15 protein-coding genes are annotated in these 22133 nt (G+C 66.3%); 9 read left to right on the top strand and 6 right to left on the bottom strand.

Features of this window, described 5'->3' with window-relative positions:
- Window positions 1-56: 56 nt before the first annotated feature.
- The 3 genes from hemB (at window position 57) to RF641_RS09285 (ending at window position 4288) form a co-directional block, all read left to right on the top strand.
- Complete coding sequence (gene hemB, locus RF641_RS09295) at window positions 57-1040, top strand: porphobilinogen synthase (protein WP_047119546.1); 984 nt, start codon at window positions 57-59, stop codon at window positions 1038-1040.
- 5 nt (window positions 1041-1045) lie between these two features.
- Window positions 1046-2353: a glutamate-1-semialdehyde 2,1-aminomutase gene (hemL, locus tag RF641_RS09290; protein ID WP_053798441.1), complete on the top strand. Its 1308-nt coding sequence runs from the start codon at window positions 1046-1048 to the stop codon at window positions 2351-2353.
- Window positions 2354-2743: 390 nt separating this feature from the next.
- Complete coding sequence (locus RF641_RS09285; RefSeq protein WP_424573036.1) at window positions 2744-4288, top strand: amino acid permease; 1545 nt, start codon at window positions 2744-2746, stop codon at window positions 4286-4288.
- A 347-nt stretch (window positions 4289-4635) separates the two neighbouring features.
- Here the strand turns inward: RF641_RS09285 and RF641_RS09280 are convergent, their stop codons facing one another.
- From RF641_RS09280 to RF641_RS09265, 4 genes are all read right to left on the bottom strand, one after another.
- On the bottom strand, window positions 4636-5490 hold the full coding sequence (locus RF641_RS09280) for a MetQ/NlpA family ABC transporter substrate-binding protein (RefSeq protein WP_047119543.1): 855 nt from the start codon (window positions 5488-5490) through the stop codon (window positions 4636-4638).
- A gap of 106 nt (window positions 5491-5596) precedes the next feature.
- Window positions 5597-6262: a methionine ABC transporter permease gene (locus tag RF641_RS09275; protein WP_047119542.1), complete on the bottom strand. Its 666-nt coding sequence runs from the start codon at window positions 6260-6262 to the stop codon at window positions 5597-5599.
- Window positions 6263-6266: 4 nt separating this feature from the next.
- On the bottom strand, window positions 6267-7259 hold the full coding sequence (locus tag RF641_RS09270; protein ID WP_424573035.1) for a methionine ABC transporter ATP-binding protein: 993 nt from the start codon (window positions 7257-7259) through the stop codon (window positions 6267-6269).
- A 258-nt stretch (window positions 7260-7517) separates the two neighbouring features.
- Entirely contained in the window at window positions 7518-8201 is a 684-nt protein-coding gene (locus RF641_RS09265; RefSeq protein ID WP_047119540.1) for a 3'-5' exonuclease, read from the bottom strand.
- Window positions 8202-8288: 87 nt separating this feature from the next.
- Between RF641_RS09265 and RF641_RS09260 the strand changes: the two genes are divergently transcribed.
- The 3 genes from RF641_RS09260 to RF641_RS09250 are packed head-to-tail and all read left to right on the top strand — an operon-like array spanning window position 8289 to window position 15216.
- Complete coding sequence (locus tag RF641_RS09260) at window positions 8289-8678, top strand: MGMT family protein (protein ID WP_047119539.1); 390 nt, start codon at window positions 8289-8291, stop codon at window positions 8676-8678.
- A gap of 2 nt (window positions 8679-8680) precedes the next feature.
- A complete protein-coding gene (locus RF641_RS09255; protein ID WP_424573034.1) occupies window positions 8681-11875 on the top strand; it encodes an ATP-dependent helicase in 3195 nt (1064 codons plus the stop codon).
- Complete coding sequence (locus tag RF641_RS09250; RefSeq protein WP_113606488.1) at window positions 11872-15216, top strand: ATP-dependent helicase; 3345 nt, start codon at window positions 11872-11874, stop codon at window positions 15214-15216. The genes RF641_RS09255 and RF641_RS09250 overlap by 4 nt, the downstream gene beginning before the upstream one ends.
- A gap of 3 nt (window positions 15217-15219) precedes the next feature.
- On the opposite strand, the gene RF641_RS09245 is transcribed toward RF641_RS09250, so the two are convergent.
- Window positions 15220-16572 carry a phosphotransferase gene (locus RF641_RS09245; RefSeq protein ID WP_368733662.1) on the bottom strand — a complete coding sequence of 451 codons (1353 nt, stop codon included), beginning with the start codon at window positions 16570-16572 and terminating at the stop codon, window positions 15220-15222.
- 228 nt (window positions 16573-16800) lie between these two features.
- Between RF641_RS09245 and nudC the strand changes: the two genes are divergently transcribed.
- The 3 genes from nudC to RF641_RS09230 all read left to right on the top strand — a co-directional run bounded on the left by nudC (window position 16801) and on the right by RF641_RS09230 (window position 20511).
- Entirely contained in the window at window positions 16801-17655 is an 855-nt protein-coding gene (nudC, locus tag RF641_RS09240; protein ID WP_052772419.1) for an NAD(+) diphosphatase, read from the top strand.
- A complete protein-coding gene (locus RF641_RS09235; protein ID WP_113606487.1) occupies window positions 17655-19778 on the top strand; it encodes an ATP-dependent DNA helicase UvrD2 in 2124 nt (707 codons plus the stop codon). The genes nudC and RF641_RS09235 overlap by 1 nt, the downstream gene beginning before the upstream one ends.
- Before the next feature lie 121 nt (window positions 19779-19899).
- A complete protein-coding gene (locus RF641_RS09230; protein WP_424573033.1) occupies window positions 19900-20511 on the top strand; it encodes a M48 family metallopeptidase in 612 nt (203 codons plus the stop codon).
- Window positions 20512-20618: 107 nt separating this feature from the next.
- On the opposite strand, the gene RF641_RS09225 is transcribed toward RF641_RS09230, so the two are convergent.
- Complete coding sequence (locus tag RF641_RS09225; RefSeq protein ID WP_424573032.1) at window positions 20619-22061, bottom strand: zinc-dependent metalloprotease; 1443 nt, start codon at window positions 22059-22061, stop codon at window positions 20619-20621.
- Window positions 22062-22133: the final 72 nt, after the last annotated feature.

Genomic DNA, 22133 nt, shown 5'->3' with positions numbered 1-22133 from the left:
CGCACGACCGCGCAAGACTTTTCAAGAAGCAAGAGTAGAACTGGAGATACGAAGCCATGGGTTTCCCTCAGCATCGACCACGCCGCCTGCGGCAGAACCCGGCCATCCGCGCGCTGGTTGCCGAAAACGAGCTGTCCGCACGCCAGCTGATCCTGCCGGCGTTCGTGCGCGAGGGACTGAGCGAGCCCAACGAGATCACCTCGATGCCCGGCGTCTACCAGCACACCATGGACAGCCTCAAGGCCGCCGCGGCGGATGCGGTCAAGCTGGGCCTGGGCGGCATCATGCTCTTCGGCATTCCGGCCGAACGCGATGAGAACGGCTCGGCGGGCATCGACCCGCAGGGCATCCTGAACCGCGGCATCGCCGCGGTGCGCGCCGAGGTCGGCGACGACCTGGTGGTCATGTCCGACGTGTGCCTGGACGAGTTCACCTCGCACGGCCACTGCGGCGTGCTGGACGCCGACGGCGCCGTGGACAACGACGCCACCTTGGAGATCTACGGCCAGATGGCTGTCGCGCAGGCCCAGGCCGGCGCCCACATGCTCGGCCCGTCGGGCATGATGGACGGCCAGATCGGCGCGATCCGCGAGGCCCTGGACGCCGAAGGCCACCTGGACACCGCAATCCTCGCCTACAGCGCCAAGTACGCCAGCGCCTTCTACGGCCCCTTCCGCGAAGCCGTGGACTCCCAGCTGAAGGGCGACCGCCGCACCTACCAGATGGACGCCGCCAACCGCCGCGAAGCCATCCTGGAAGCCGAGCTGGACATCGCCGAGGGCGCCGACATGATCATGGTCAAGCCGGCCATGAGCTACCTGGACATCGTGCGCGACGTGGCGGAGATTTCCCCGGTGCCGGTTTCCGCCTACCAGATTTCCGGCGAGTACTCGATGATCGAGGCCGCCAGCGCCAACGGCTGGATCGACCGCAGGGCCTCGGTGCTCGAATCCCTGCTGTCCATCAAGCGGGCAGGCGCCGAACAGATCCTCACATACTACGCAGCCGAAGTTGCCGGCTGGCTCAAGGAAGGTAAGTAAGACGCATGTCGAACTCTGAAAAGCTTTTTGCCGAGGCCCGCGAGGTCATGCCCGGCGGCGTGAACTCCCCGGTGCGCGCCTTCGGCTCGGTCGGCGGCATCCCGCCGTTCATGGTCGGCGCCAAGGGCGCCTACTTGACCGACGCGGACGGCAAGGAATACGTGGACCTGGTCTGCTCGTGGGGTCCGGCGCTGCTGGGCCACGCCCACCCGCAGATCCAGGCGGCAGTACACGCAGCGGTGGACCGCGGCCTGTCCTTCGGCGCCTCCACCCCGGACGAGGCGAAGCTCGGCCAGCTGATCAAGAACCGCATGGGCGGCGTGGAGCGCCTGCGCATGGTGTCCACCGGCACCGAGGCCACCATGACCGCCGTGCGCCTGGCCCGCGGCTTCACCGGCCGCGAACTGATCATCAAGTTCTCCGGCTGCTACCACGGCCACCTGGACGGCCTGCTGGCCGATGCCGGTTCGGGCGTCGCCACCCTGGCCCTGCCGGGATCCGCCGGCGTCACCGCCGCCACCGCCGCCGAAACCCTGGTGCTGCCGTACAACGACCGCGCCGCCGTTCAAGCCGCCTTCGCCGAGCACGGAAGCAACATCGCCGCGGTGATCACCGAATCCGCACCGTGCAACATGGGTGTGGTGACCCCGGAGGAGGGCTTCAACAAGTTCCTCAAGGACACCACCGCCCAGCACGGCGCCCTGCTGATCCTGGATGAGGTGCTCACCGGCTTCCGCGCCTCGGATGCCGGCTACTGGGGCCTGACCGGACGCGTGGAAGGCTGGAACGCCGACCTGTACACCTTCGGCAAGGTCATCGGCGGCGGCCTGCCGACCGCCGCCCTGGGCGGCCGCGCCGAGGTCATGGACTACCTGGCCCCGCTGGGCCCGGTCTACCAGGCCGGAACCCTGTCAGGCAACCCGGTGGCCATGGCCGCCGGCATCGCCCAGCTGGAGAACGCCACCGACGAGGTCTACGCGTTCCTGGCCAAGCAGTCCGCCGCCCTGCAGGACGCCATCACCTCGGCCTTCAACGCCGAGGGCCTGGACCACTCGATCCAGCGCGCCGGCACCCTGTTCTCGGTCGCCTTCGGCACCTCCGCCACCGGCGTGCACAACTACGCCGACGCCCAGAAGCAGGAAGCGTTCCGCTACGCGCCGTTCTTCCACTCCATGCTGGACTCGGGCGTCTACCTGCCGCCAAGCGTGTTCGAAGCCTGGTTCGTCTCCGCCGCGCACGACGACGCGGCGCTGGACAAGATCGTCTCGGCCTTGCCGGCAGCTGCCAAGGCCGCGGCGGCCGCCACGGCCTAGGTTATTCGTCCCGGCAACGGGCATCGCAGGCTCCCCGGACATCTGCCCGACACCATGTGTCGTGCCAATGGGCGGGGAGCCTGCTGCGTTAAATGTGGGTTTCGTCTTCCCAATCCGCGAGTCCTGAGTCACAGGGCTTTGCTCCAAGGCGCCGGGGCTTGACGCAGACCTGCCCGCCGGCGTTGAGTGCTCCGAGCGGCGTGGACCGCGAAATCGACCCACGTCAGCCCGGTTATTGTTGAACAATGTTCGGCGGCCTCACAACTCCCGGGCTGCTGAAGATGATGCCTTGTTGCGTTCTGATCTGGGAAAATGCGAAAAATGGCTCCCATGTTGCACAGCTAAGCTTGGGCGGTAAGTTTTTCGCATTTCATCTCACAAGGGATCAAAGTGAGCCTATTTCGTACCAAGCCAGTTGAGAGTTTCCTGGCGGACGCCGCAGGGCCCGAGCGTCAGCTGAAAAGGACCCTGAACACCTGGGATCTGATGATCATGGGTGTCGCAGTATCGGTAGGTGCGGGAATCTTTTCCGTGGGCGCGCGGGCGGCAGCCAACTTTGCCGGCCCCGCCGTCACGGTATCTTTTGTCATCGCCGCACTAACCTGTGCCATGGCGATCATGTGTTACGCGGAATTCGCGACGGCGATTCCCGTCGCAGGTTCCGCGTATGTCTTTTCCTACGCCACCATGGGCGAGTTCATTGCCTGGATCATCGGATGGAACCTGATCCTCGAACTGTTCACCGCGGCAGCGGTCATCGCCAAATATTGGGGTATCTACCTCACTGAAGTGTTCCAGTTCGCCGGGATCCATCTCTCTGCGACCATCGACCTGGGTCCCGTGACCATGAGCTGGGGGCCGTTGCTGATTGTTGCGCTGTTCACGGTGCTGCTCGTTTTGGGGACCAAGTTGTCGGCGACCGTGGGGAACGTGTTCACCGTCATCAAGATCGCCGTGGTGCTCTTCGTGATCGCCGCCGGGCTGTTCTACTTCAACGCGGACAACATCACCCCGTTTGTCCCCGAAGCAGTTCCGTCCGCCGGGAACGGCACCGCCGACGTGCTCCAGCAGTCGCTCTTCTCCTTTGCCACGGGAGCCGCACCGGCCCAGTACGGCGTGGCGGGAGTGCTGGCAGGCGCCGCCTTGGTCTTCTTCGCCTTCGTCGGCTTCGATGTCGTCGCCACCAGCGCCGAAGAGGTCAAGAACCCGAACAAGACGCTGCCGCGCGGCATCTTCGCGGGCCTTGCGCTCACCACCCTGCTCTACATCGGCGTGTCCTTCGCGCTGACCGGAATGGTCTCCTACAAGGATCTTGCAGCCGTCGAGAATCCGACTTTGGCCACGGCCTTCGCAGCGGTAGGCAACGACGGCGCGGCCTCCATCATCGCCGTCGGCTCGCTCATCGGGTTGACCACCGTGGTGATGGTGCTGCTGATGGGCCTGACGCGTGTGGTGCTCGCCATCAGCCGCGACGGGCTGCTGCCGCATTCGCTGTCCAAGGTCAGCGCCAAGCGCGGCACCCCGGTGCGCATCACGGTCGTCTGCGGCACCCTGGTGGCCCTGGCCGCTGGCTTCACGCGCGTGGATGTGCTTGAAGAGATGATCAACATCGGTACGCTGTCCGCCTTCGTGATGGTCAGCCTGGGTATCCTGGTGCTGCGCCGCAAGCGCCCGGACCTGAAGCCCGCGTTCCGTGTTCCCTTTGGCCCGGTGATCCCGATCGTTTCGGCTTTGCTGTGCACCTACCTGATGCTCAACTTGGCCATTGAAACCTGGATGTATTTTGTCGTGTGGCTGGTCATTGGCGTGGTCATCTACTTCGCCTACGGCCGAGGCCATTCGCGGCTGAACGATGAGGACGTCGCCGAGAACACTGCCTCCGCGTGGGCCAGAACTCGAAGGCAGTTCGGCGGCATCAGCCCGGTAGCCGTGTAACCCGCTGGCCGTGCCGCTGGTATTGCCCGACCCCTCGGGCTTGTGAAAGCACCGATGTATTCCGCCGTCCCTGTGATCCAGGCGAGGAAGAATGCATCGGTGTTTTGTGTTGGTGCGCTGGCATCCGTGAGGATCCTCTGGGCGCCTGTGCCTTTTGGTGTCCGCTTCGTGGCCCAGTCACGGAAATGCCCGGGGGAGCGCGGCCGCGGTGCCGTCACCGACTGCGAGGGGGCTGGTCTGGCGGGCTGGGAATCAGCGGATGCAAAATAAGAACGGCCGCCCATCCGGTTCAATGACGAGAGTCGCTGAGGATGGGCGGCCGTGCAATTCATACGGTGCCGTGGAGACTAGAAGGCCGGGATGACGCTTCCGTCGGTCCAGGTGTCCTTGATGTAGGTGCGGACCTCGTCCGAGTGCAGCAGCTCTTCGAGCTTTGCGATGGCCGGGGTCTCTTCGCCTTCACGCCAGGTCAGGAAGTTGGCGTTCGGGTTGTTCTCGCCGGATTCCTGGGCCAGAATTTCGTCCTTGTTCAGCTTGGCCTGGACGATGAAGTTGCCGTTGATCACGGCGATGTCGACCGAGTTGTCCTTGGTGTAGTACTGCGGAACCTGCTCGGCGCTTACCTCGTCGAGCTTCAGGCCCTTGGGATTCTTGGCCTTGTCGTCCTGCACGGTCAGCACCGAGTCGGTGTCTTCCAGACCGGCCAGCAGGCCTGCGGACTCCAGCACGCGCATGCCGCGCAGCTGGTTGACCGGGTCGTTGTTCAGCACCACGCTGGCGCCCTCGGTAACGTCTTCCGGCTTGTCGAACTTCTTCGAGAAGACGGTCATCGGCTCAACGTGGATGCCGGCGCCGTGGGCGAACTTATAGCCCTTCTCGGCAACCTCGGTGGCCAGGTACTTCTCGGTCTGGAAGTAGTTGGCGTCCAGCGACTTATCGTCCAGGGAAGTGTTCGGGGTGACGTAGTCGTCGATTTCCACGACATCCAGGTCGATGCCTGCGTCCTTGGCCAGGTTCTCGTCGATGTAGGTCAGGATCTGGGCCTGCGGAACCGGGCTGGCACCGACCTTGAGGACTACCGGGTTCGCCGGATCCAGCGGCTGTGCCGAGGCGTCGGCGGCAGGTGCATCGCTGCCGCCGCAGGCGGAGAGGGCGAAGATTGCTGCGACACCGGTCAGTGCAAGAGCGAGCTTTTTGCGCATTGCGTGTTTCCTTAGTTTGACGTGCCGGGAACGGCGTGTGCGAGTGATTTTTGCCCGGAGAAGCCGCTGGCTTCCGGGCGTCCGTCGGATGGACCGATGGACGTTTCTAGCGGTGGTCGACCTTGCGGGCGATCACATCGCCGATGATCTGGACAACCTGCACCATGACCACGATGATGATGATCGTCATGAGCATGATCTCAGGGTTGTAGCGGGTATAGCCGTAGGTGTAGGCCATGCGGCCCAAGCCACCGCCGCCGACCAGACCGGCCATGGCCGAGTAGCCGATCAGCGTGACCACTGTCGTGGTGACGGCCGCGACGATGCCGGGCATCGCTTCGGGCACCATGACCTTGCGGATGACCTGCATCTTGGTGGAGCCCATGACCAGGGCGGCGTCGACCTTGCCGGAGGAGACGTCGCGCAGGGCGGTCTCGACCAGGCGGGCGAAGAACGGGATGGTGCCGATGGTCAACGAGACCGAGGCCGCGATGGGGCCCAGCGAGGTTCCCACGACAATGACCGCGAACGGAATCAGCGCCACCATCAGGATGGCGAACGGGATCGAGCGGGTGATATTCACGATGATCCCGGAGAGCACGACGTTCAGCCAGCGCACGGGCATCAGCCCGCCCTTGCCGGTGACGTGCAGCAGGATGCCGAGCAGCAGGCCGATGACCACGGTGACGACGCCGGAAATGAGCACCATCTCGATGGTTTCCCAGGTCGCGGTCAGCATGGCCTTCTGGACGGTAGGGGTGAGGAAATCCATGGGCTTACTTGATTCCCTTCACGGTGACGGCAATGCCGTTCGACTTCAGATAATTGGTGATCGCCTCGACGTCCGCATCGACCGGCAGCTGGATGCGCAGGTGCGCGTACTGCTGGTCGCTGAGCTGTTCAACCGAACCGGCCAGGACGTTGACGTCGATGTTGAAGGTGCGGGAAACCGCTGAAATGACCGGCTCGGTGGCCTGGTCTCCGGTGTACAGGAGGTCGAGGATCGTGCCGGCGCCGGCCGAACGCGGCGCGTCCCCTGGCAGCGGCAGCAGCGTGTGGGCCAGGCGGCCCTCGGCGTTGGTGATCACCGAGGCGATATCGCCGTGCTCGACAATGAAGCCGCCCTCAAGCAGCGACACCGAATCGCAGGCCTGCTTCACGACGTGCATCTCATGGGTGATGATCAGCACCGTGATGTTCAGGCGGTCGCGCAGCTTCTTGACCAGTTCCAGGATCTCGTCGGTGGTCTTCGGATCCAGGGCGCTGGTGGGCTCGTCGCACAGCAGGACATCCGGATCGGTGGCCAGGGCGCGGGCGATGCCCACACGCTGGCGCTGGCCGCCGGAGAGCTGCGACGGATAAGCCTTGGCGAACTTGGCCAGGCCCACAAGTTCCAGCAGCTCGGCGACCTTGGCGGCGATCTCCTTCTTGGGAGTGCCGGTCAGCTCCAGCGGGTAGCCGACGTTCTGCTCGGTGGTGCGGGAATCGAAGAGGTTAGCGTGCTGGAAAACCATGCCGATCCGGCGGCGCGCATCGCGCAGCTCGTCCGCGCTGACGTTGGTCAGCTCCTTGCCGTTTACCGACACGGTTCCGGAAGTAGGCTGGTCGAGCAAGGTCAGGCAGCGGACGAGGGTGGATTTACCAGCTCCGGAATGTCCGACGATGCCATGAATTTTCCCGGTAGGGACTTCAAGGCTGACCCCGCCCAGGGCGACAACGTCGTTGCTTCCCTGGCGGTAGACCTTGCGCAGGTCACTAACTGTGATCACTAGGCGTGTTCCTTCAGATTCTCAAAGGGTGTAGAGAGTACCCTCCATTCAACCACTATCGAACAAAATCGCCCGAATAACCCCCTGCATTGGGTCATCGTACTTAATATCCGGCATTCAGCGACCCAGCGTCGAATATACTTCGCGCGATGGCCGCGATAAATGAACGAATGCCCTGTTTCACAGCGTGCCCAGCGAGCCCGAGCTCTCTGTGAATTGCATTACCTTGGCGTCGCAACTCGGCCGCGGCACGGCGTATTAATCATCCTTGATGGGCCATGCGCCGTCGACAAGCGCCTCGGGCTTGGTCTTGCGCAGGTAGGTTTGGAAGCTTTCGGCCTGTTCGCGCGCCCAGCCGATCTGCCAGCCGTGGAGCACCTGCGGGTCGACCTGGAGCTGCGGGTATTTCTCCGCGATCGCCCTGGCCACCGCCACGCAGGCGACGGCGTCGGCGAATGAGGTGTGCGCGTTTTCCAGCACCACGCCGTAATGCTCGCAGGCGGCGCCCAGAGTCCGCTTGCCTTTGCGCCATTTGTCGACCTGCTTGTCGATGATGAACGGATCGATCACGTTGCCGGGAATGAACGGCGGCATGTTGTAGCGCAGCGCCTCGGCATGCAGGACGGAGAAATCGTAGGCGGCATTGAAGGCGATCAGCGGAGCCTGCTCGGAGGCGAAGGCGAGCAGGCCCAGGATCTCGCGTACCGCCTGCGCCGCCGGAATGCCTTCGGCACGGGCCTTCTCGGTAGAGATTCCGTGCACGGCGGTGGCCGCCTCGGGGATCTCGATCCCCGGATCAACCAGCCACTCGCGTTGGTTGACGATATTCTCCTGCGCATCGAGCAGCACCACCGAGGCGGTGACGATGCGCGCGGTGGCGGTGTCAACGCCGGTAGTTTCCAAGTCAAAGCCTACGGCGAGGCCGTTCTGCCATTCAGTCATGGTTCAACGCTACAGCCCGGCGCGGACATGTCGGGTCTTGGACGCACCGGATGTGGAGCACGCCGGACGGCTTGGCACAATGGAGTCATGACCCCAGCCGAGCGCGAAGAATCACTGGCCTACCCCGATGCCGTCCACGAACTGGCCCAGCTGGTCCCGCGCGGTGCGGTCCTGAGCTACGGGGACGTGGCCGAGCTGCTGGGCAGCGGCTCCGCCCGGCAGGCGGGCAAGGCCATGGGGGCCGCCCCGGAGGGCACGCCGTGGTGGCGGATCCTGCGCTCCGACGGAACGATCACCGGGGCGCTGATGGCCGAAGCCTCCGGGCACTGGGCCGCAGAGGAGCTCGCGTCTCCCGGCCGGCGGATCGACATGAACCGCAAACGGTGGAAACCCGACCCCGCCCAGTGGGAGCGCATCGACGCGCTGCGCGCGGCGCTGGGCAACCCGAAAATGTCCGAGGCGGATGATCAACTATGAGTATGCACGACGTACCCGCCGAGGAATCGGCCCCGCTGCTGGAAACCCTGGCCGGCGCACGAACCCCCATGCTGGTCGCCGGTGCCCCCGGCACCGGCAAGACCACCGCGCTCATCGACACCGCGGTGGCCCGCCTGGACGACGGTCTGGACCCGCTCTCGCTGCTGGTCATCGCGCCCACCCGGCTGAGCGCCGCGGCTATCCGCGACGAGCTCAGCCGCCGCGCCCAGCGCACCTTCACCGAACCGGTGGTCCGCACCTGGTCCGCCTACGCGTTCGACCTGATCCGCCGTGCCCGGGTCGAGGGGCTGCTGCCCTTCGTCGAGCGCGCCCCGCGGCTGCTCTCGGGCCCCGAGCAGGACACCCTCATCGGCAACCTGCTCGAAGGCCACGCCCAGGGCCTGACCCCGGGCCCAGGCTGGCCTGCCGACCTGAAGCTGGCGGTGGAAACCCGGGGCTTCCGCAAGGAGCTGCGCGAATTCTTCGACCGCGTCTCGGAACTGGGCCTGGACCCGGCGGACATCGCCGACTACGGGCAGGCCGCCGCCCGCCCGGAATGGCTTGCCGCCGCCCGGTTCTACCAGGAGTACCGCGACCTGCTGGATTTGGGCAATGCCGAAGCCTTCGACCCGGCGGGGCTGATCACCCGCGCCGCGCAGCTGCTGGAGGAGAACCCCGACTTCCTGCACGCCGAGCAGGACCGGCTGGCGCTGATCCTGGTTGACGACCTGCAGGAAGCCACCCTGTCCCAGCACCGGCTGCTGGCGCTGCTGGGCCGCGACCGCCCGCTGCTGGCCTTCGCTGCGCCGGACAGCGTGGTCCAGGGATTCCGCGGCGCCCGCGCAGACCAGCTGCACCGCTTCTCCGCCCGCTACACCAGCGCCGACGACGCGCAGATCCTCGAACTGGGCACCGGCTACCGGATGGGCCCTGAAATCACCGAGGCCTGGCGCCGCATCGTGCGCCGCATCCCGGTGGCCACCGGAACCCGTGGCCGCGCCGTGGAGCCGGTGGCGGCCGCCGGCGCCGGGGCCGCGCAGGCGCTCACCTTCGAGAACTCCACCCTGGAAGAGCGCTTCATCGCCCAGCGCATCGTGCAGCTGAACCTCTTCGAAGGCAAGGACCTCTCGGACATCGCCATCGTGGTGCGCAACGGTTCCCAAGTGCGTTCGCTCAGCCGCTTCCTGGAAGGCCAGGGGATCGCCGTGCAGGTGCCCCCGGCCGAAATCCCGCTCAAGGACGAATCCGCGGTCCGCCCGCTGCTGGACCTGCTGGACCTGGCGTTCGCCGACGGGGCGGGCGAGGATCCGCTGCTGATGCAGAACCTGCTGCTCTCGCGCTACGGCATGAGCACCGCGCTGGAAATCCGCCGGCTGCGCCAGCTGCTGCGCCAGCAGGAGTCGTCCCGCGGCGGTCGGCGCTCCAGCCAGGAGCTGCTCGAAGCCTGCCTCACGGAGCCGGAGCTCGCCGCGGACCTGGGCAAGCCGGCCTTCGGGCTGCAGCGTCTGCTGAAGATGTACACCGCGCTGCGCGAGGAGCTTGCCTCCGGCACCGCTACCCCGGAAACTGCCCTGTGGGTCATGTGGGAAGCCTCCGGGCGCGCCAAGGCCTGGCGGGAGGAAGCCCTGGGCGCCGGAACCACCGCACGCCGGGCCGACCATGACCTGGATGCGGTGCTGTCCCTGTTCCAAGCCGCCGAGCGATTCGTCGACCAGCTGCCCGGAGCAAGCGTGGAGCAGTTCATCGAGCACATCCTGCACCAGGAGCTGCCCATGGACTCGCTGGCCAGCCGCGGCTCCGGAGGCCAGCACGTCACGGTGCTGACCACCGCGGCAGCCGCCGGCAAGCAGTGGCCCATCGTCTTCATCCCGGGGCTGCAGGAAGGATCCTGGCCCAACCTGCGGCTGCGCGGCGAACTGCTGGGCTCGAACGCGCTGGCCGACGTGGTGGAGCACGGCATCGGGTTCCTGGCCACCCGGACCCCCACACACCTGGTCCGCCAGATCCGCAGCGACGAGCTGCGCAGCTTCAGCAACGCGGTCTCCCGCGCCAGCTCCCAGCTGATCTGCACCGCCGTGGACAACGAGGACTCCCAGCCTTCCTCCTTCATGGACCTGGTGGATCCGCCGGGGGATGAGGGCCGCGCCCCGACCCCGGTGCCGCGCATCCGCGCGCTACCCGCCCTGGTGGCGGAGCTGCGCAATACCGCAGAACGCGCCAAGGCCGCGCAGCTCGGGGCGATCGCCCCACCGCCGCAGGTCATCGCCGACGACCTGTACCGGGATGCAGCCCAGGTGCTCTCCGGGCTGGCGGCGCAGCCGCGCACCGTCCGCGGGGCGCACCCCTCCTCCTGGTGGGGCATGCTGCCGTTGAGCAGCCATGGGCCGGTCATCCCGGAAGGCCAGCCGCGCAGGATCTCGCCCTCCAAGGTCGAGACCCTGGTCAAGTCGCCGCTGAACTGGTTTGTGCAAAGCGCCGGAGGCACCGCGGCCCACGACTTCGCAGCCTCCCTGGGAACCTTGATCCACTCCATCGCGGAGGAACACCCCGAGGCCAGCAGCTCGGAATACGAGCGGATCCTGGAGGAGCGCTGGCCGGAGCTGGAGAAGCCGGAGAACTGGGAAGGCCAGCGGGACTTCGACCGGGCCAACTCGATGCTCAAGAAGTTCGCCCAGTATTGCGTGGCCTCCCGCCAGGAAGGCCGCCGGCTCGTGGCCCGCGAGCTGCCCTTCAACGTGGAGGTCCCCACCGGCGGGGATCCGGTGCAGATCCGCGGCATCATCGACCGCGTCGAGGCCGATGCCAACGGCAGGGTCACCGTGGTGGACCTGAAGACCGGTGCCTCGGCGCCGAGCAAGAACGACGTGCTGGAGCACGCCCAGCTGGGCGTCTACCAGACCGCCATCCAGCTCGGTGCCCTGCAGGAGCACGAGCAGACTGCCGGGCTCTCGGACGACCCCGCCGGGGCGACCCTGGTCTACGTGGGCACCTCCGCCAAAAGCCCCGCATTGCGCGACCAGCCGGCGCTGGGCCAGGAAGACTGGGCCCGCAAACTCATCCTGGAAGCCGCCGAGCTGATGGGCCACACCGAATTCACCACCCGGCATGTGGCTGGATCCGCAGGCCTGCTGGGCAGCTGCACCCTTCCCGAAATCTGTCCGCTGTGCAACGAAGGACGACAGGTCACCGAACCATGAGCATGATCAAGTACACCCCGCAGGAGCTCTCCGAGGCGCTGGGGGAGAAGTTCCCGCCCACCAAGCAGCAGGCGCAGATCATCAGCGCCCCGCTGGAGCCCATGCTGGTTATCGCCGGCGCCGGATCCGGCAAGACCAAGACCATGGCTGACAAGGTGGTCTGGCTGGTCGCCAACCAGCTGGTGCGCCCGGAGGAAATCCTCGGAGTGACCTTCACCCGCAAGGCCGCCGGCGAGCTGTCGGTGCGCATCCGCGCAAAGATCGCCCAGCTGGTGGCCACCGGACTGCTCAGCGAGGAAACCACCCGGGACTTCCTGGACCCCGCGGTATCCACCTACCACTCCTACGCCAACACCCTGGTCCAGGACCACGGGCTGCGCCTCGGACTGGAGGAGGACACCGTGCTGCTGGGCGCCGCGCAGTCCTGGCAGCTGGCCCACACGGTGCTTGAAAGCTATACGGGGGACTACCGCCACCTGAACAGCGCCACCAGCACGCTGATCGACGCCATCGTGTCCTTCAGCTCCGAAGCGGCCGAGCACCTGCTCACCGCGCCCGAGGCGCACGGCTGGATCGACGACCTGGTGGCCCGGCTGCGCACCTTGCCGATGGACCCGGAGAAGAACAAGGCGCCCACGCAGGCCGCCCTCAAGCTCATCGACAAGCTGGCCTCCCGCGCCACCATCGCGCAGCTGGCCGAGGACTACGCGGCGCAGAAGAAGAAGCTCGGCGTCATGGACTACGGCGACCTGGTCGCCCACGCAGCGACCATCGCCCAGCAGGTTCCCGCCGCGGCGCTCGCCGAACGCACGACGCACAAGGTGGTGCTGCTGGACGAGTTCCAGGACACCTCGCACGCCCAAATGGTGCTGTTCTCCGAACTCTACGGCCAGGGCCACCCGGTGACCGCGGTGGGCGACCCCAACCAGTCGATCTACGGCTTCCGCGGAGCCAGCGCCGGGCAGCTGTTCCGCTTCCCGGAGAAGTTCCCGATCCACCGTCCCAACGGCCGCGAACTGGCCCACGTCAACCACCTGACCATCGCCTGGCGCAACACCGTCAACGTGCTGGAGGCCGCCAACGCCATCACCGGCGGCGGGGCGCAGCAGTCCACCGGGCCGGTGGCAGTGAAGCCGCTGGAGCCCTCGGCCTTCGCGCTGCCCGGGCGGGTGGTGCTCAACCGCTGCGCCACCGTGCGCCAGGAAGCCGAAGCCATTGCCGACCTGATCCAGGGCGAAGGCTTCGTCGCCGCCGATGGCACCGTGCTCACCAGCGCCGTGCTTTCGCGCAACCGCGGGCAGCTCGCCTCCATGGCCGAGGTGCTCGACGAGCGCGGCATCGCCTACCAGTTCGTGGGCCTTTCCGGGCTGCTCAGCACCCCGGAACTGACCGATTTGGTCGCTTGCCTGCACGTGCTGGTGGATCCGCTGCGCTCGGACAAGCTCATGCGGCTGCTGGCCGGCGCGCGCTGGCGGCTGGGCCCCGCGGACCTGACTGCCTTCGCGGACTGGTCCCGGCAGCTTGAACGCCGCCGGGCACGCGGACTGAACCCGCAGGAGATCCAGAACGAGACGGGGACGGAATCCGAGCCTGCGCTGGAAGCCGTCCGCGCGGAGCTCAACGACGGCGCCAGCCTGGTGGAAGCCCTGGACTACCTGCCGCCGGAGCACTGGACCAGCGGCGACGGACGCCAGCTCAGCGCCGAGGGCCGGGCCCGGCTGGTCCGGCTGCGCGAGGAGCTGGCCGGGCTGCGGCTGCTGGCCAACGACGACCTGGACACGCTGATCCGCGAGGTCGAACGATCCATGAACCTGGACATCGAGGTCGCCGCCCGTCCGTGGGTCGACCGCGACAAGTCCCGGGCGAACCTCGATGCCTTCGCTGACGTGGTCCGCGAATACTGCCGCAACGCCCCGCGAGTGGAACTGGCCGGATTCCTGATGTGGCTGGAACAGGCAGCCGAAAAGGAAAAGGGCCTGCCGCTGCCGGGCGAGGACGCAGACCCGAAGGCGGTGCAGCTGCTCACCGTGCATGCCTCCAAGGGCCTTGAATGGGACACCGTGGCGGTCATGTCGATGAACGACGGGGTGTTCCCGGGATCGAAGTCAGACCGCTGGACCAGCGGCGACAAGGCGGTCCCGTGGCCGCTGCGCGGCGATGCCAGGGATCTGCCGCAATGGGACACCGACCAGTCCTCGCTCAAGGAGCTGCTCGAAGCCGAATCCATGTTCACCTCCGATGTGGAAGACCACCACATCGCCGAGGAACGGCGCTTGGCCTACGTGGCGGTGACCCGCGCCAAGACCCTGCTGATCTGCAGCAGCAGCATCTGGACCAACAGCCGGACCAAGCCGACCGACCCATCGTTGTTCTTCAGCGCGCTGATGCCGCTGGCCGAGGGGGAGCACCCGCGGGCTGAGATCGGCGTGTGGGTGAAGGACGAGGATGCGCCGGAGCAAAACCCCAGCCGCATGACGCCGCTGGAGGCCGATTGGCCCTATGACCCGCTGGCCGGGCCCGAGATCCGCGGCGGCGTGGCCAAGAGCCCGCACCCGTATTCGCGGCGTGAGGTGCTCCAGGAACTTGCAGATGACGTCCTGTCGCCGGGCACCGGCCGCGAGATCAGCACCGACGTGGGTCGAGCCTGGGCCGAGGAAGCGCGGCGCCTTCTCGCCCAGCGTGAATTCCTGGCCAACCGGGAACGCGGCATCGAAGCGCCGGAACACGTGCGCGCCTCGCTCTTCGTCGAACTGGCCGAAGACCCCGTCGAGGTGCTGGAGAACCTGCGCCGGCCGGTGCCTCGCCGCCCGGGCCTGGCGGCCCGCCGCGGCACCGCGTTCCATGCCTGGATCGAGGAGTACTACGAGAAGACCTCGATGCTGGACTTGGGCGACATCATGGAGCCGGCCGACAGCTATCTGGACGACGCGCTGGACTTGGCAACCATGAAGGAGGCGTTCCTCGCCAGCGAATGGGCGCAGCTTCAGCCTGCCTATGTTGAAGTGCCGCTGGAAACGCGCGTGGGCCCGGTGGCAGTGCGCGGCCGAATCGACGCGGTGTTCCGCCTGGAGGACGGAACCTGGCTGATGCTCGACTGGAAGACCGGACGGGTGCCCTCGGGCAAGGACTTGAAGAGCAAGCTGGTCCAGCTGGCCGTTTACCGGCTGGGCTGGTCCAGGCTCCACGGCATTCCGCTGGACCAGATCAAGGCCGCGTTCTACTATGTTGCCGCGGGCGTGACGATCCATGCGGAGCACCTGTCCGGCGAACAGGAGCTCGAGGAAATGATCACCACTGCGTTCGAGCAGCTGGAAGAAGGGGAGCCGGCCGGCACCCCGTAAGCGTCACTTGGCGGAGTCGTTTCCATCCGTGTCGGAGGGGGACGATTCCTTCGCCGGAGCTGCGCCGTCGGGTGCCGCGGAACCAGCCTGGTTCCCGGTTTCCTGCGCGGCGGTGCCGGTCTTGGAATCATCGGCGGGCTTCTGTCCCTCGTCCTTCAGGCCAGGCGCTGCGGTGGACTGCTCCTTGGAATTGTCCAGGGTGCTCGACTCCGGGCCGTTCGAGTCGGAGCTGTCCTGCCCTGCGGCAGGAGCGGCTGCAGGAGAATTGCCACCCAATGCGGTGACCTTCGACGAATTGATGGTCGGCGCCGAAGACTTCGGCACCATGACCGGACGTTCGGTTGCAGGGGTCGGCTGCGCCGGGCTTGCGGCCGGGGTTGGTGCCGGGGTGCTGAGCGGACGCGGGGCCTCGACGACGGACAGCGGCTGCCCGCCGTATTCGGCGATATTCCGGTCCAGCTCCTGGAGCATCTCCTCGGCTTCGGCGATGCGCTCGGCATCCTTGCTGTCCAGCGACTTGACCAGCCACTGGGCCAAGGCGAACTCGGCGGCCAGCGCGGCGCGGCGCATGATGTGCGGGTCGGCGGACTTGCCACGGGCCTCCACATAGGCGGCGAATACGCGCTCGCTGAAGTTCTGGTCCTCGATGGCTGACAGCCACGCGAAGTCATCGGCGGGATCCCCCACATGCAGGTCGGTCCAACCCTTGACCGCAGAAATGCGCGACTGGGAAATCTGGATCTGCTCTTCATCGAAATCGCCGTGCACTACCGCCGCGTTGAAGCGCCACAGTGCAACGTCTTCCATGGCGTGTTCCCAGCGGCGCAGCAGCCGGCTGGGGACCTTGCCGGTAGCGGCGGCTGTATCCAGCTCGTTGAGCTTGCGCTGGCGCACCTCGTCGGCGGTGTAGGTCGGAAGCCCCGCGATCTCTACAGACTCGTCCGGGATCTGGTGGATCGCCGCCATGCACTGGCCCAGGGCCGTCGCCAAGCGGCTTCCCTCGTCAACCAGTTCGTCCAGGCTCGGGACACGGCCCGGGAGATCCTTGTAGACGAAGGTGCGCAGCGAACCCTGGCGCACCGTGCCGGCAACGCTGGGCAGCGCGAACGGCAGGGAAGCGCGGACCTTCGCGGAGAAGGCGCGCAATGCCGACAGTTCGGCTTCAAGCCTCATGCTCGCTTCGTCATGGCGCGGCGAACGCACGCGCCAACGGTGCTTCTGTGCGTCGATGAGCAGAGCTGAATCGAAATCTTCTGCATCATCGGATAGCGCGGCAAAGCCCACCGGGGACAACCCGGGTACAGCAGCGGTGGCAATAGCGGCGAGTTCCATGGCAGAGCGTTTCACAATGTCCACCGTATGCGAGATTCCTTTCTGCATCGTTGAATGACGCACGGAAGATAGGCCGTTTCCCAGCGAAATTCGGGTGTTGCGATGAAGATCATTGTCAATTATTTCCACAGCGTATTGCTGCCGCGGTCCCCGCTGCTCGAAGTGCACTAGGTTAGAAGTATGGCGCTGGCAGACATTTACCGTTCACCGATTAGTGGTTTGAGCTTTTCCCGGTCACAGATTCAACGACCTTTGACCGAACAGGACGATCCGGAGAAGCTGCCCCGCGCGCTTGCCGAAGCATCAACCCGGGTCATGCTGCTTTCCGAAACCGGTGCCGCCGTCACCGGCGACGGGCTGCTGTTCCTCGACGGCCCCGACTATACCCCGCAGGCCCAGGACCGCCAGGTGTACCTCGGAACCCACGGAACGAGCACCTACGTGCTGGCCATCGTCCAGGCGGAGCACTACCCGCAGATTGAACGCGCGCAGTGGATTAGCCTGCGCGAGGCATTCACGGTCCTTGACGACATCGAGGCCGAGCTTTTCGTCGAATCCCAGGCCATCGCGAACTGGATCCGTACCGAGAAGTTCTGCCCTCGCTGCGGGTCGGAAACCCGGTCGGCCACCTTCGGCTGGGGGCAGCGCTGCATGGCGAACGACCATGAGCTGTTCCCGCGCACCGATCCGGCGGTCATCGCCGCAATCATCGACGCCGAGGACCGCATCCTGCTCGGGGCCAACGCGGCGTTTCGAACGCACATGTACTCGGTGCTGGCAGGTTTCGTGGAAGCCGGAGAGTCGCTGGAATCCGCGGTACGGCGTGAAATCTTCGAGGAATCCGGCGTCCAGGTGGGGGACGTGGCCTACCGCGGCTCCCAGCCCTGGCCGCTGCCGCGTTCGCTCATGCTCGGCTTCACCGGTGAAGCGCTGAGCACCGAACTGGTCCCGGACGGCGCTGAAATCCAGGACCTGCGCTGGTTCACCCGTGAACAGCTTGCCGCCGAGCTACGTGCCGGCAGCTTGCAGATTCCCCGCGGTGCGTCCATCGCCCATGCACTGATCAAGTCCTGGTACGGCGAGGACCTTCCGGAGGCATCCAAGTAGTGAGCTCGTACGACAACCCTCCACTGCACGACCTGCTGGCAGGCCTCGACGCCGAACAGCGGCAAGCCGCCGAAACCCTGCGCGGGCCGCTGTGCATCCTGGCTGGTGCCGGCACCGGAAAAACCCGGGCCATCACGCACCGCATCGCCCACGGCGTCCATTCGGGCATCTACAACCCGACTAGCGTGCTGGCCCTGACCTTCACCACGCGCGCCGCCTCGGAGATGCGCACCCGGCTGCGCCAGCTCGGGGCCGCCGGGGTCCAGGCACGCACTTTCCACGCCGCCGCGCTGCGCCAGCTGCAGTACTTCTGGCCCCAGTCCATCGGCGGAACGCTGCCGAACCTGGTGGAGCACAAGGCTCCGCTGATCGCCGAGGCCGCGCGCAGGTTGCGCATCTCCAGCGACCGGGCCATGGTGCGCGACCTGGCCGCCGAGGTTGAATGGGCCAAGGTTTCCATGCATTCCCCGGAAAGCTACGCCAAAATCGTTGAAAGCCGCGAAATGCCCAACGGCCTGGCCCCGGTAAGCATGGCCAGGATCTTCCAGACCTACGAGGAACTCAAGGACGACCGCAGCGTCATCGACTTCGAAGACGTGCTGCTGCTGACCAGCGCCATCCTTGAAGAAGACGAAAAAGTCGCGGCGAGCGTGCGCCTGCAATACCGCCACTTTGTGGTCGACGAGTACCAGGACGTCTCGCCGCTGCAGCAACGGCTGCTTGACCTGTGGCTCGGCGCGCGCGACGAGCTGTGCGTGGTCGGCGATGCCTCGCAGACCATCTACTCCTTCACCGGAGCGCGCCCGGACTACCTGCTGAACTTCGGCACCCGCTTCCCGGAAGCCAAGGTCGTCAAGCTCGTGCGCGACTACCGTTCCACCCCTGAAATCGTGTCCCTGGCCAACAAGGTGCTTGCCACCCGCCGCATCGAGACCGCGGTGCCCGACCGCACCGTCACCTGGCCGGAGCCGCTAGAACTCATTGCCCAGCGCGACCACGGGCCAGAACCCGAGTTCTTCGAGGCCACCGACGACGAGAACGAAGCCGACGAGGTCGCCCAGCGGATCAAGATGCTGGTCAAGCAGGGCCAGGACATCTCAGAGATCGCGGTGCTCTACCGCACCAACGGGCAGTCGCAGGCCTTCGAGCAGGCGCTGACCGCCCACTCGATTCCGTACGTCATGCGCGGAGCCGAACGCTTCTTCTCACGCCGCGAGGTCAAGGAGGGAATGCTCGCCCTGCGCGCCGCGCTGAACGTCTCGCAGGGTGACGACGTGGCACAGCTGGTCCGCGACGTGCTTTCCTCCCACGGTTATTCAGCCAACGCGCCCAGCGGCGGCACCGGCGCCGTGCGGCAGCGCTGGGAATCCCTGTCGGCCCTGGTGCGCCTGGCCGATGAACTCGTCGAGGGCCGCAAGGCGCAGGGGGAGAAGGCGACCTTGCACGATGTGGTCCGCGAGCTCGAAGAACGGGCGGCGATCCAGCACGCACCGACCCTTGACGGCGTGACGCTTGCGTCCTTCCATGCCGCCAAGGGCCTGGAATGGGACGTGGTGTTCCTGGCCGGTCTGAGCGACGGACTGGTCCCGATCACCTATGCCAAGGACCAGGCCGGATACGACGAAGAGCGCCGGTTGCTGTATGTCGGCATCACCCGTGCACGGATCCGCTTGTACCTGTCCTGGTCGCTGGCCCGGACCCCCGGCGGCCGGGCCCACCGCTACCCGTCGAGGTTCCTGGACGGCATCAAGTCGGTCCGCCAGGCCAGTAGCCGGCAGCAGGCCCCGGTCAAGCGCCGCGAGCAGAAAGTGACCCCGGCGGTGTGCAGCACCTGCGGTTCATTCCTCACCAGCGCCAAGGAGCGCAAGCTCAAGCGCTGCTCCTCGTGCCCGGCCACCTACGACGAAGCCCTCTTCGAAGCGCTTCGGGCGTGGCGCTCGCAGGTCGCCAGCACGAACTCGGTTCCCGCCTTCGTGATCTTCACCGATGCGACGCTGATGGCGATCTCCGAGCACCGGCCGACCTCCGAGCAGGCGCTGGGCAAGATCTCCGGCGTGGGCCGCACCAAGCTGGAGCGCTACGGCCAGGCAGTGCTGGAAGTGCTCTCCGACCACCTCGGCTAGGCTCTGCACAGCCCGCGCCGGCGACGGCGCAGCCGTGATACCCGCAGCCTGTCCTGAACCGCAGTCCGGGGCCCGATTCCGGGCCCCGGTTTCCTGCCCCAGCTCTGAAGGGAACGCACCCATGCCAGCCTTGCCAAAAACCGTGGACTTCCTCGCCCCGGACGAGATTCCGGTGCGCATCGTGCGTTCGGCCAAACGACGGAAGACGATCTCGTCCCAGTGGAGGGAGGACCGTCTTGTCGTCCAGGTGCCTGCGGCGCTGGATGAACGCTCCGAACAGATGCTGGTCGATGAGATGGTCAAGAAATATCGCCGGAATCGTGTGCAGCGGGCCGAAGCCACCAGCGATGCGAGTCTCGAAGCCCGGGCTGAGCAGCTGGATCGGCGCTATTTCGGCGGCTTGGCCCAGCCCGTCTCGGTGCGCTGGGTAAACAACCAGAACAAGCGCTGGGGTTCGGCCAGCGTGTATCAAAAGACAGTTCGGCTGTCCTCGAAGCTGCTCCACACCCCGCAGTGGGTGCAGGACTACGTGCTGGTGCACGAACTCGCGCACCTGATGGCGCCCAAGGACGGGCACGGGGCCAAGTTCCAGGCGCTGCTGGACAGGTTCGAGCGCCGCGCCGAGGCGGACCAGTTCCTGGCAGGATTCAGCGCAGGGTTCCGGGCACACGCAGCAGAAAACGGGCAGGGCGCAGCCGAGGCCGGGGGATTCGACGGCGACGAGGACGAATAGTCGTTCCCGCACGATCGCTCGTCGAATCCGGGGCTCACTAAAAAGAGTGCGGGCACCGAACCGGGAAGTTCGGTGCCCGCGCCTGTCAGCTGGTCTCCGCCAGGCGGTTATGCCTTGGGATCCTGCGGATCTTCGTCGTTCTTGTCCTTCTCGTCCTTCGGCGTCTCGGCGAGCGGGCCGATGCCGTCGAATTCGCCGTCGAGCAGCTTGCCCAAGGCCACGTCGAACTCGTCGAATTCATCAGCTGCCTCTTCGCGGCGCTTGGTGAATCCGGCGGGATCGCTCAGGTCCGTCTGGGTAGGCATCAGGTCAGGATGGTCCCAGATCGCGTCGCGTCCTTCGATGCCGCGTTCCTCGAACAGGTGCTCCCACAAAGCGGCTGCCTCGCGCAGCTTGCGCGGGCGCAGTTCCAAGCCGACCAGTGCGGCGAACGTGGACTCTGCCGGGCCGCCCGAAGCGCGGCGGCGGCGCATGGTCTCGCGCAGGTGGCCTGCGAACGGCAGGTTCTGGGCCGCTTCGGAGACTACATGGTCGACCCAGCCTTCGATCAGGGCCAAGGTGAGCTCCAGGTTTTCCAGGGCCTTGTCCTGGGCCTGGGTGCGCTGCGGGGTGAACAGACCCTCGCCGAGCATGGACTGCAGGGCCTCGGGGTTCGACGGGTCGATGCCGCGAACGGCTTCTTCGATACGCGACATGTCGATGTGGATGCCGCGGGCGTAGGACTCCACTGCGCCGATGAGCTTGGAGCTCAGCCAGGGCACGCGGTTGAACAACCGGGCGTGGGCGCTTTCGCGCAGCACTGCGTAGAGCAGCACTTCCTGCTCTGGAATTTCCAAGCCGTCGCCGAACGCGGCGACATTGGTTGCCACGATGCCCGGGGTGGTGCCGGCCAGCGGCAGGCCGATATCGGTGCCGCCGAGCACGTCCTTGGCCAGCTCGCCCAGAGCGGAGCCGAGCTGCATGCCGAACATGCTGGCGCCGAGGTTGCGGAACATGCCGTCGGCGTTGCCGAGCATGCCCTTCATCTCCTCGGGGATCTGGTCCTTCATGGCGCTGGTGATCGCCTGCGCCACGGATTCCGCCACCGGCTCGGTGATCTTCTTCCAGGTGCCCAGCGTCTTGTCGTACCAGCGCTTGCGGGTCCAGGACTCGATCGGGGCGGAACCCGTCTCGAAGGCGGTGGCGTTGTTCAGCCAGAGGTCTGCCAAGTAGGAGGCATCGGTGATCGCGCTCTGGCGTGCGACCGACACCTCGGGGTCGTCGCTGGCATAGGCCTGCAGGGCAGTGTCCGAGGCGAGTTTCCAGTTCACCGGACCGGATGAGGCATTGCTGCTCATCATGGCCGACATCATGGCTTGCGCCTGCTGCATCATTTTCTGCATTGCCGCAGGGTCGCCCTGGGCTCCCAGCGCGTCCCTCAACTGAGGTGGAAGATTGTTTGGGTCGAATCCGCTGCCGAAGAGCTGACCAAACATCGCAGAGAATGGATCCTGCGGGTTGTTTTCGTCGTCGTTACCGTCGGGGCGGTTATTCGGGGGGTTCTGTGCCATGTACTTAAAGCTACCGCCTGCGGCTGGGAGCTCGCAGTCGGAACGGCCCCAGTTCGCTTTCGGCACATAGAT

This window comes from Arthrobacter sp. 'calajunan' (genome assembly GCF_046940185.1).
Lineage (GTDB): Bacteria > Actinomycetota > Actinomycetes > Actinomycetales > Micrococcaceae > Glutamicibacter > Glutamicibacter soli.
This window is presented reverse-complemented; position numbering and strand designations above follow the sequence as displayed.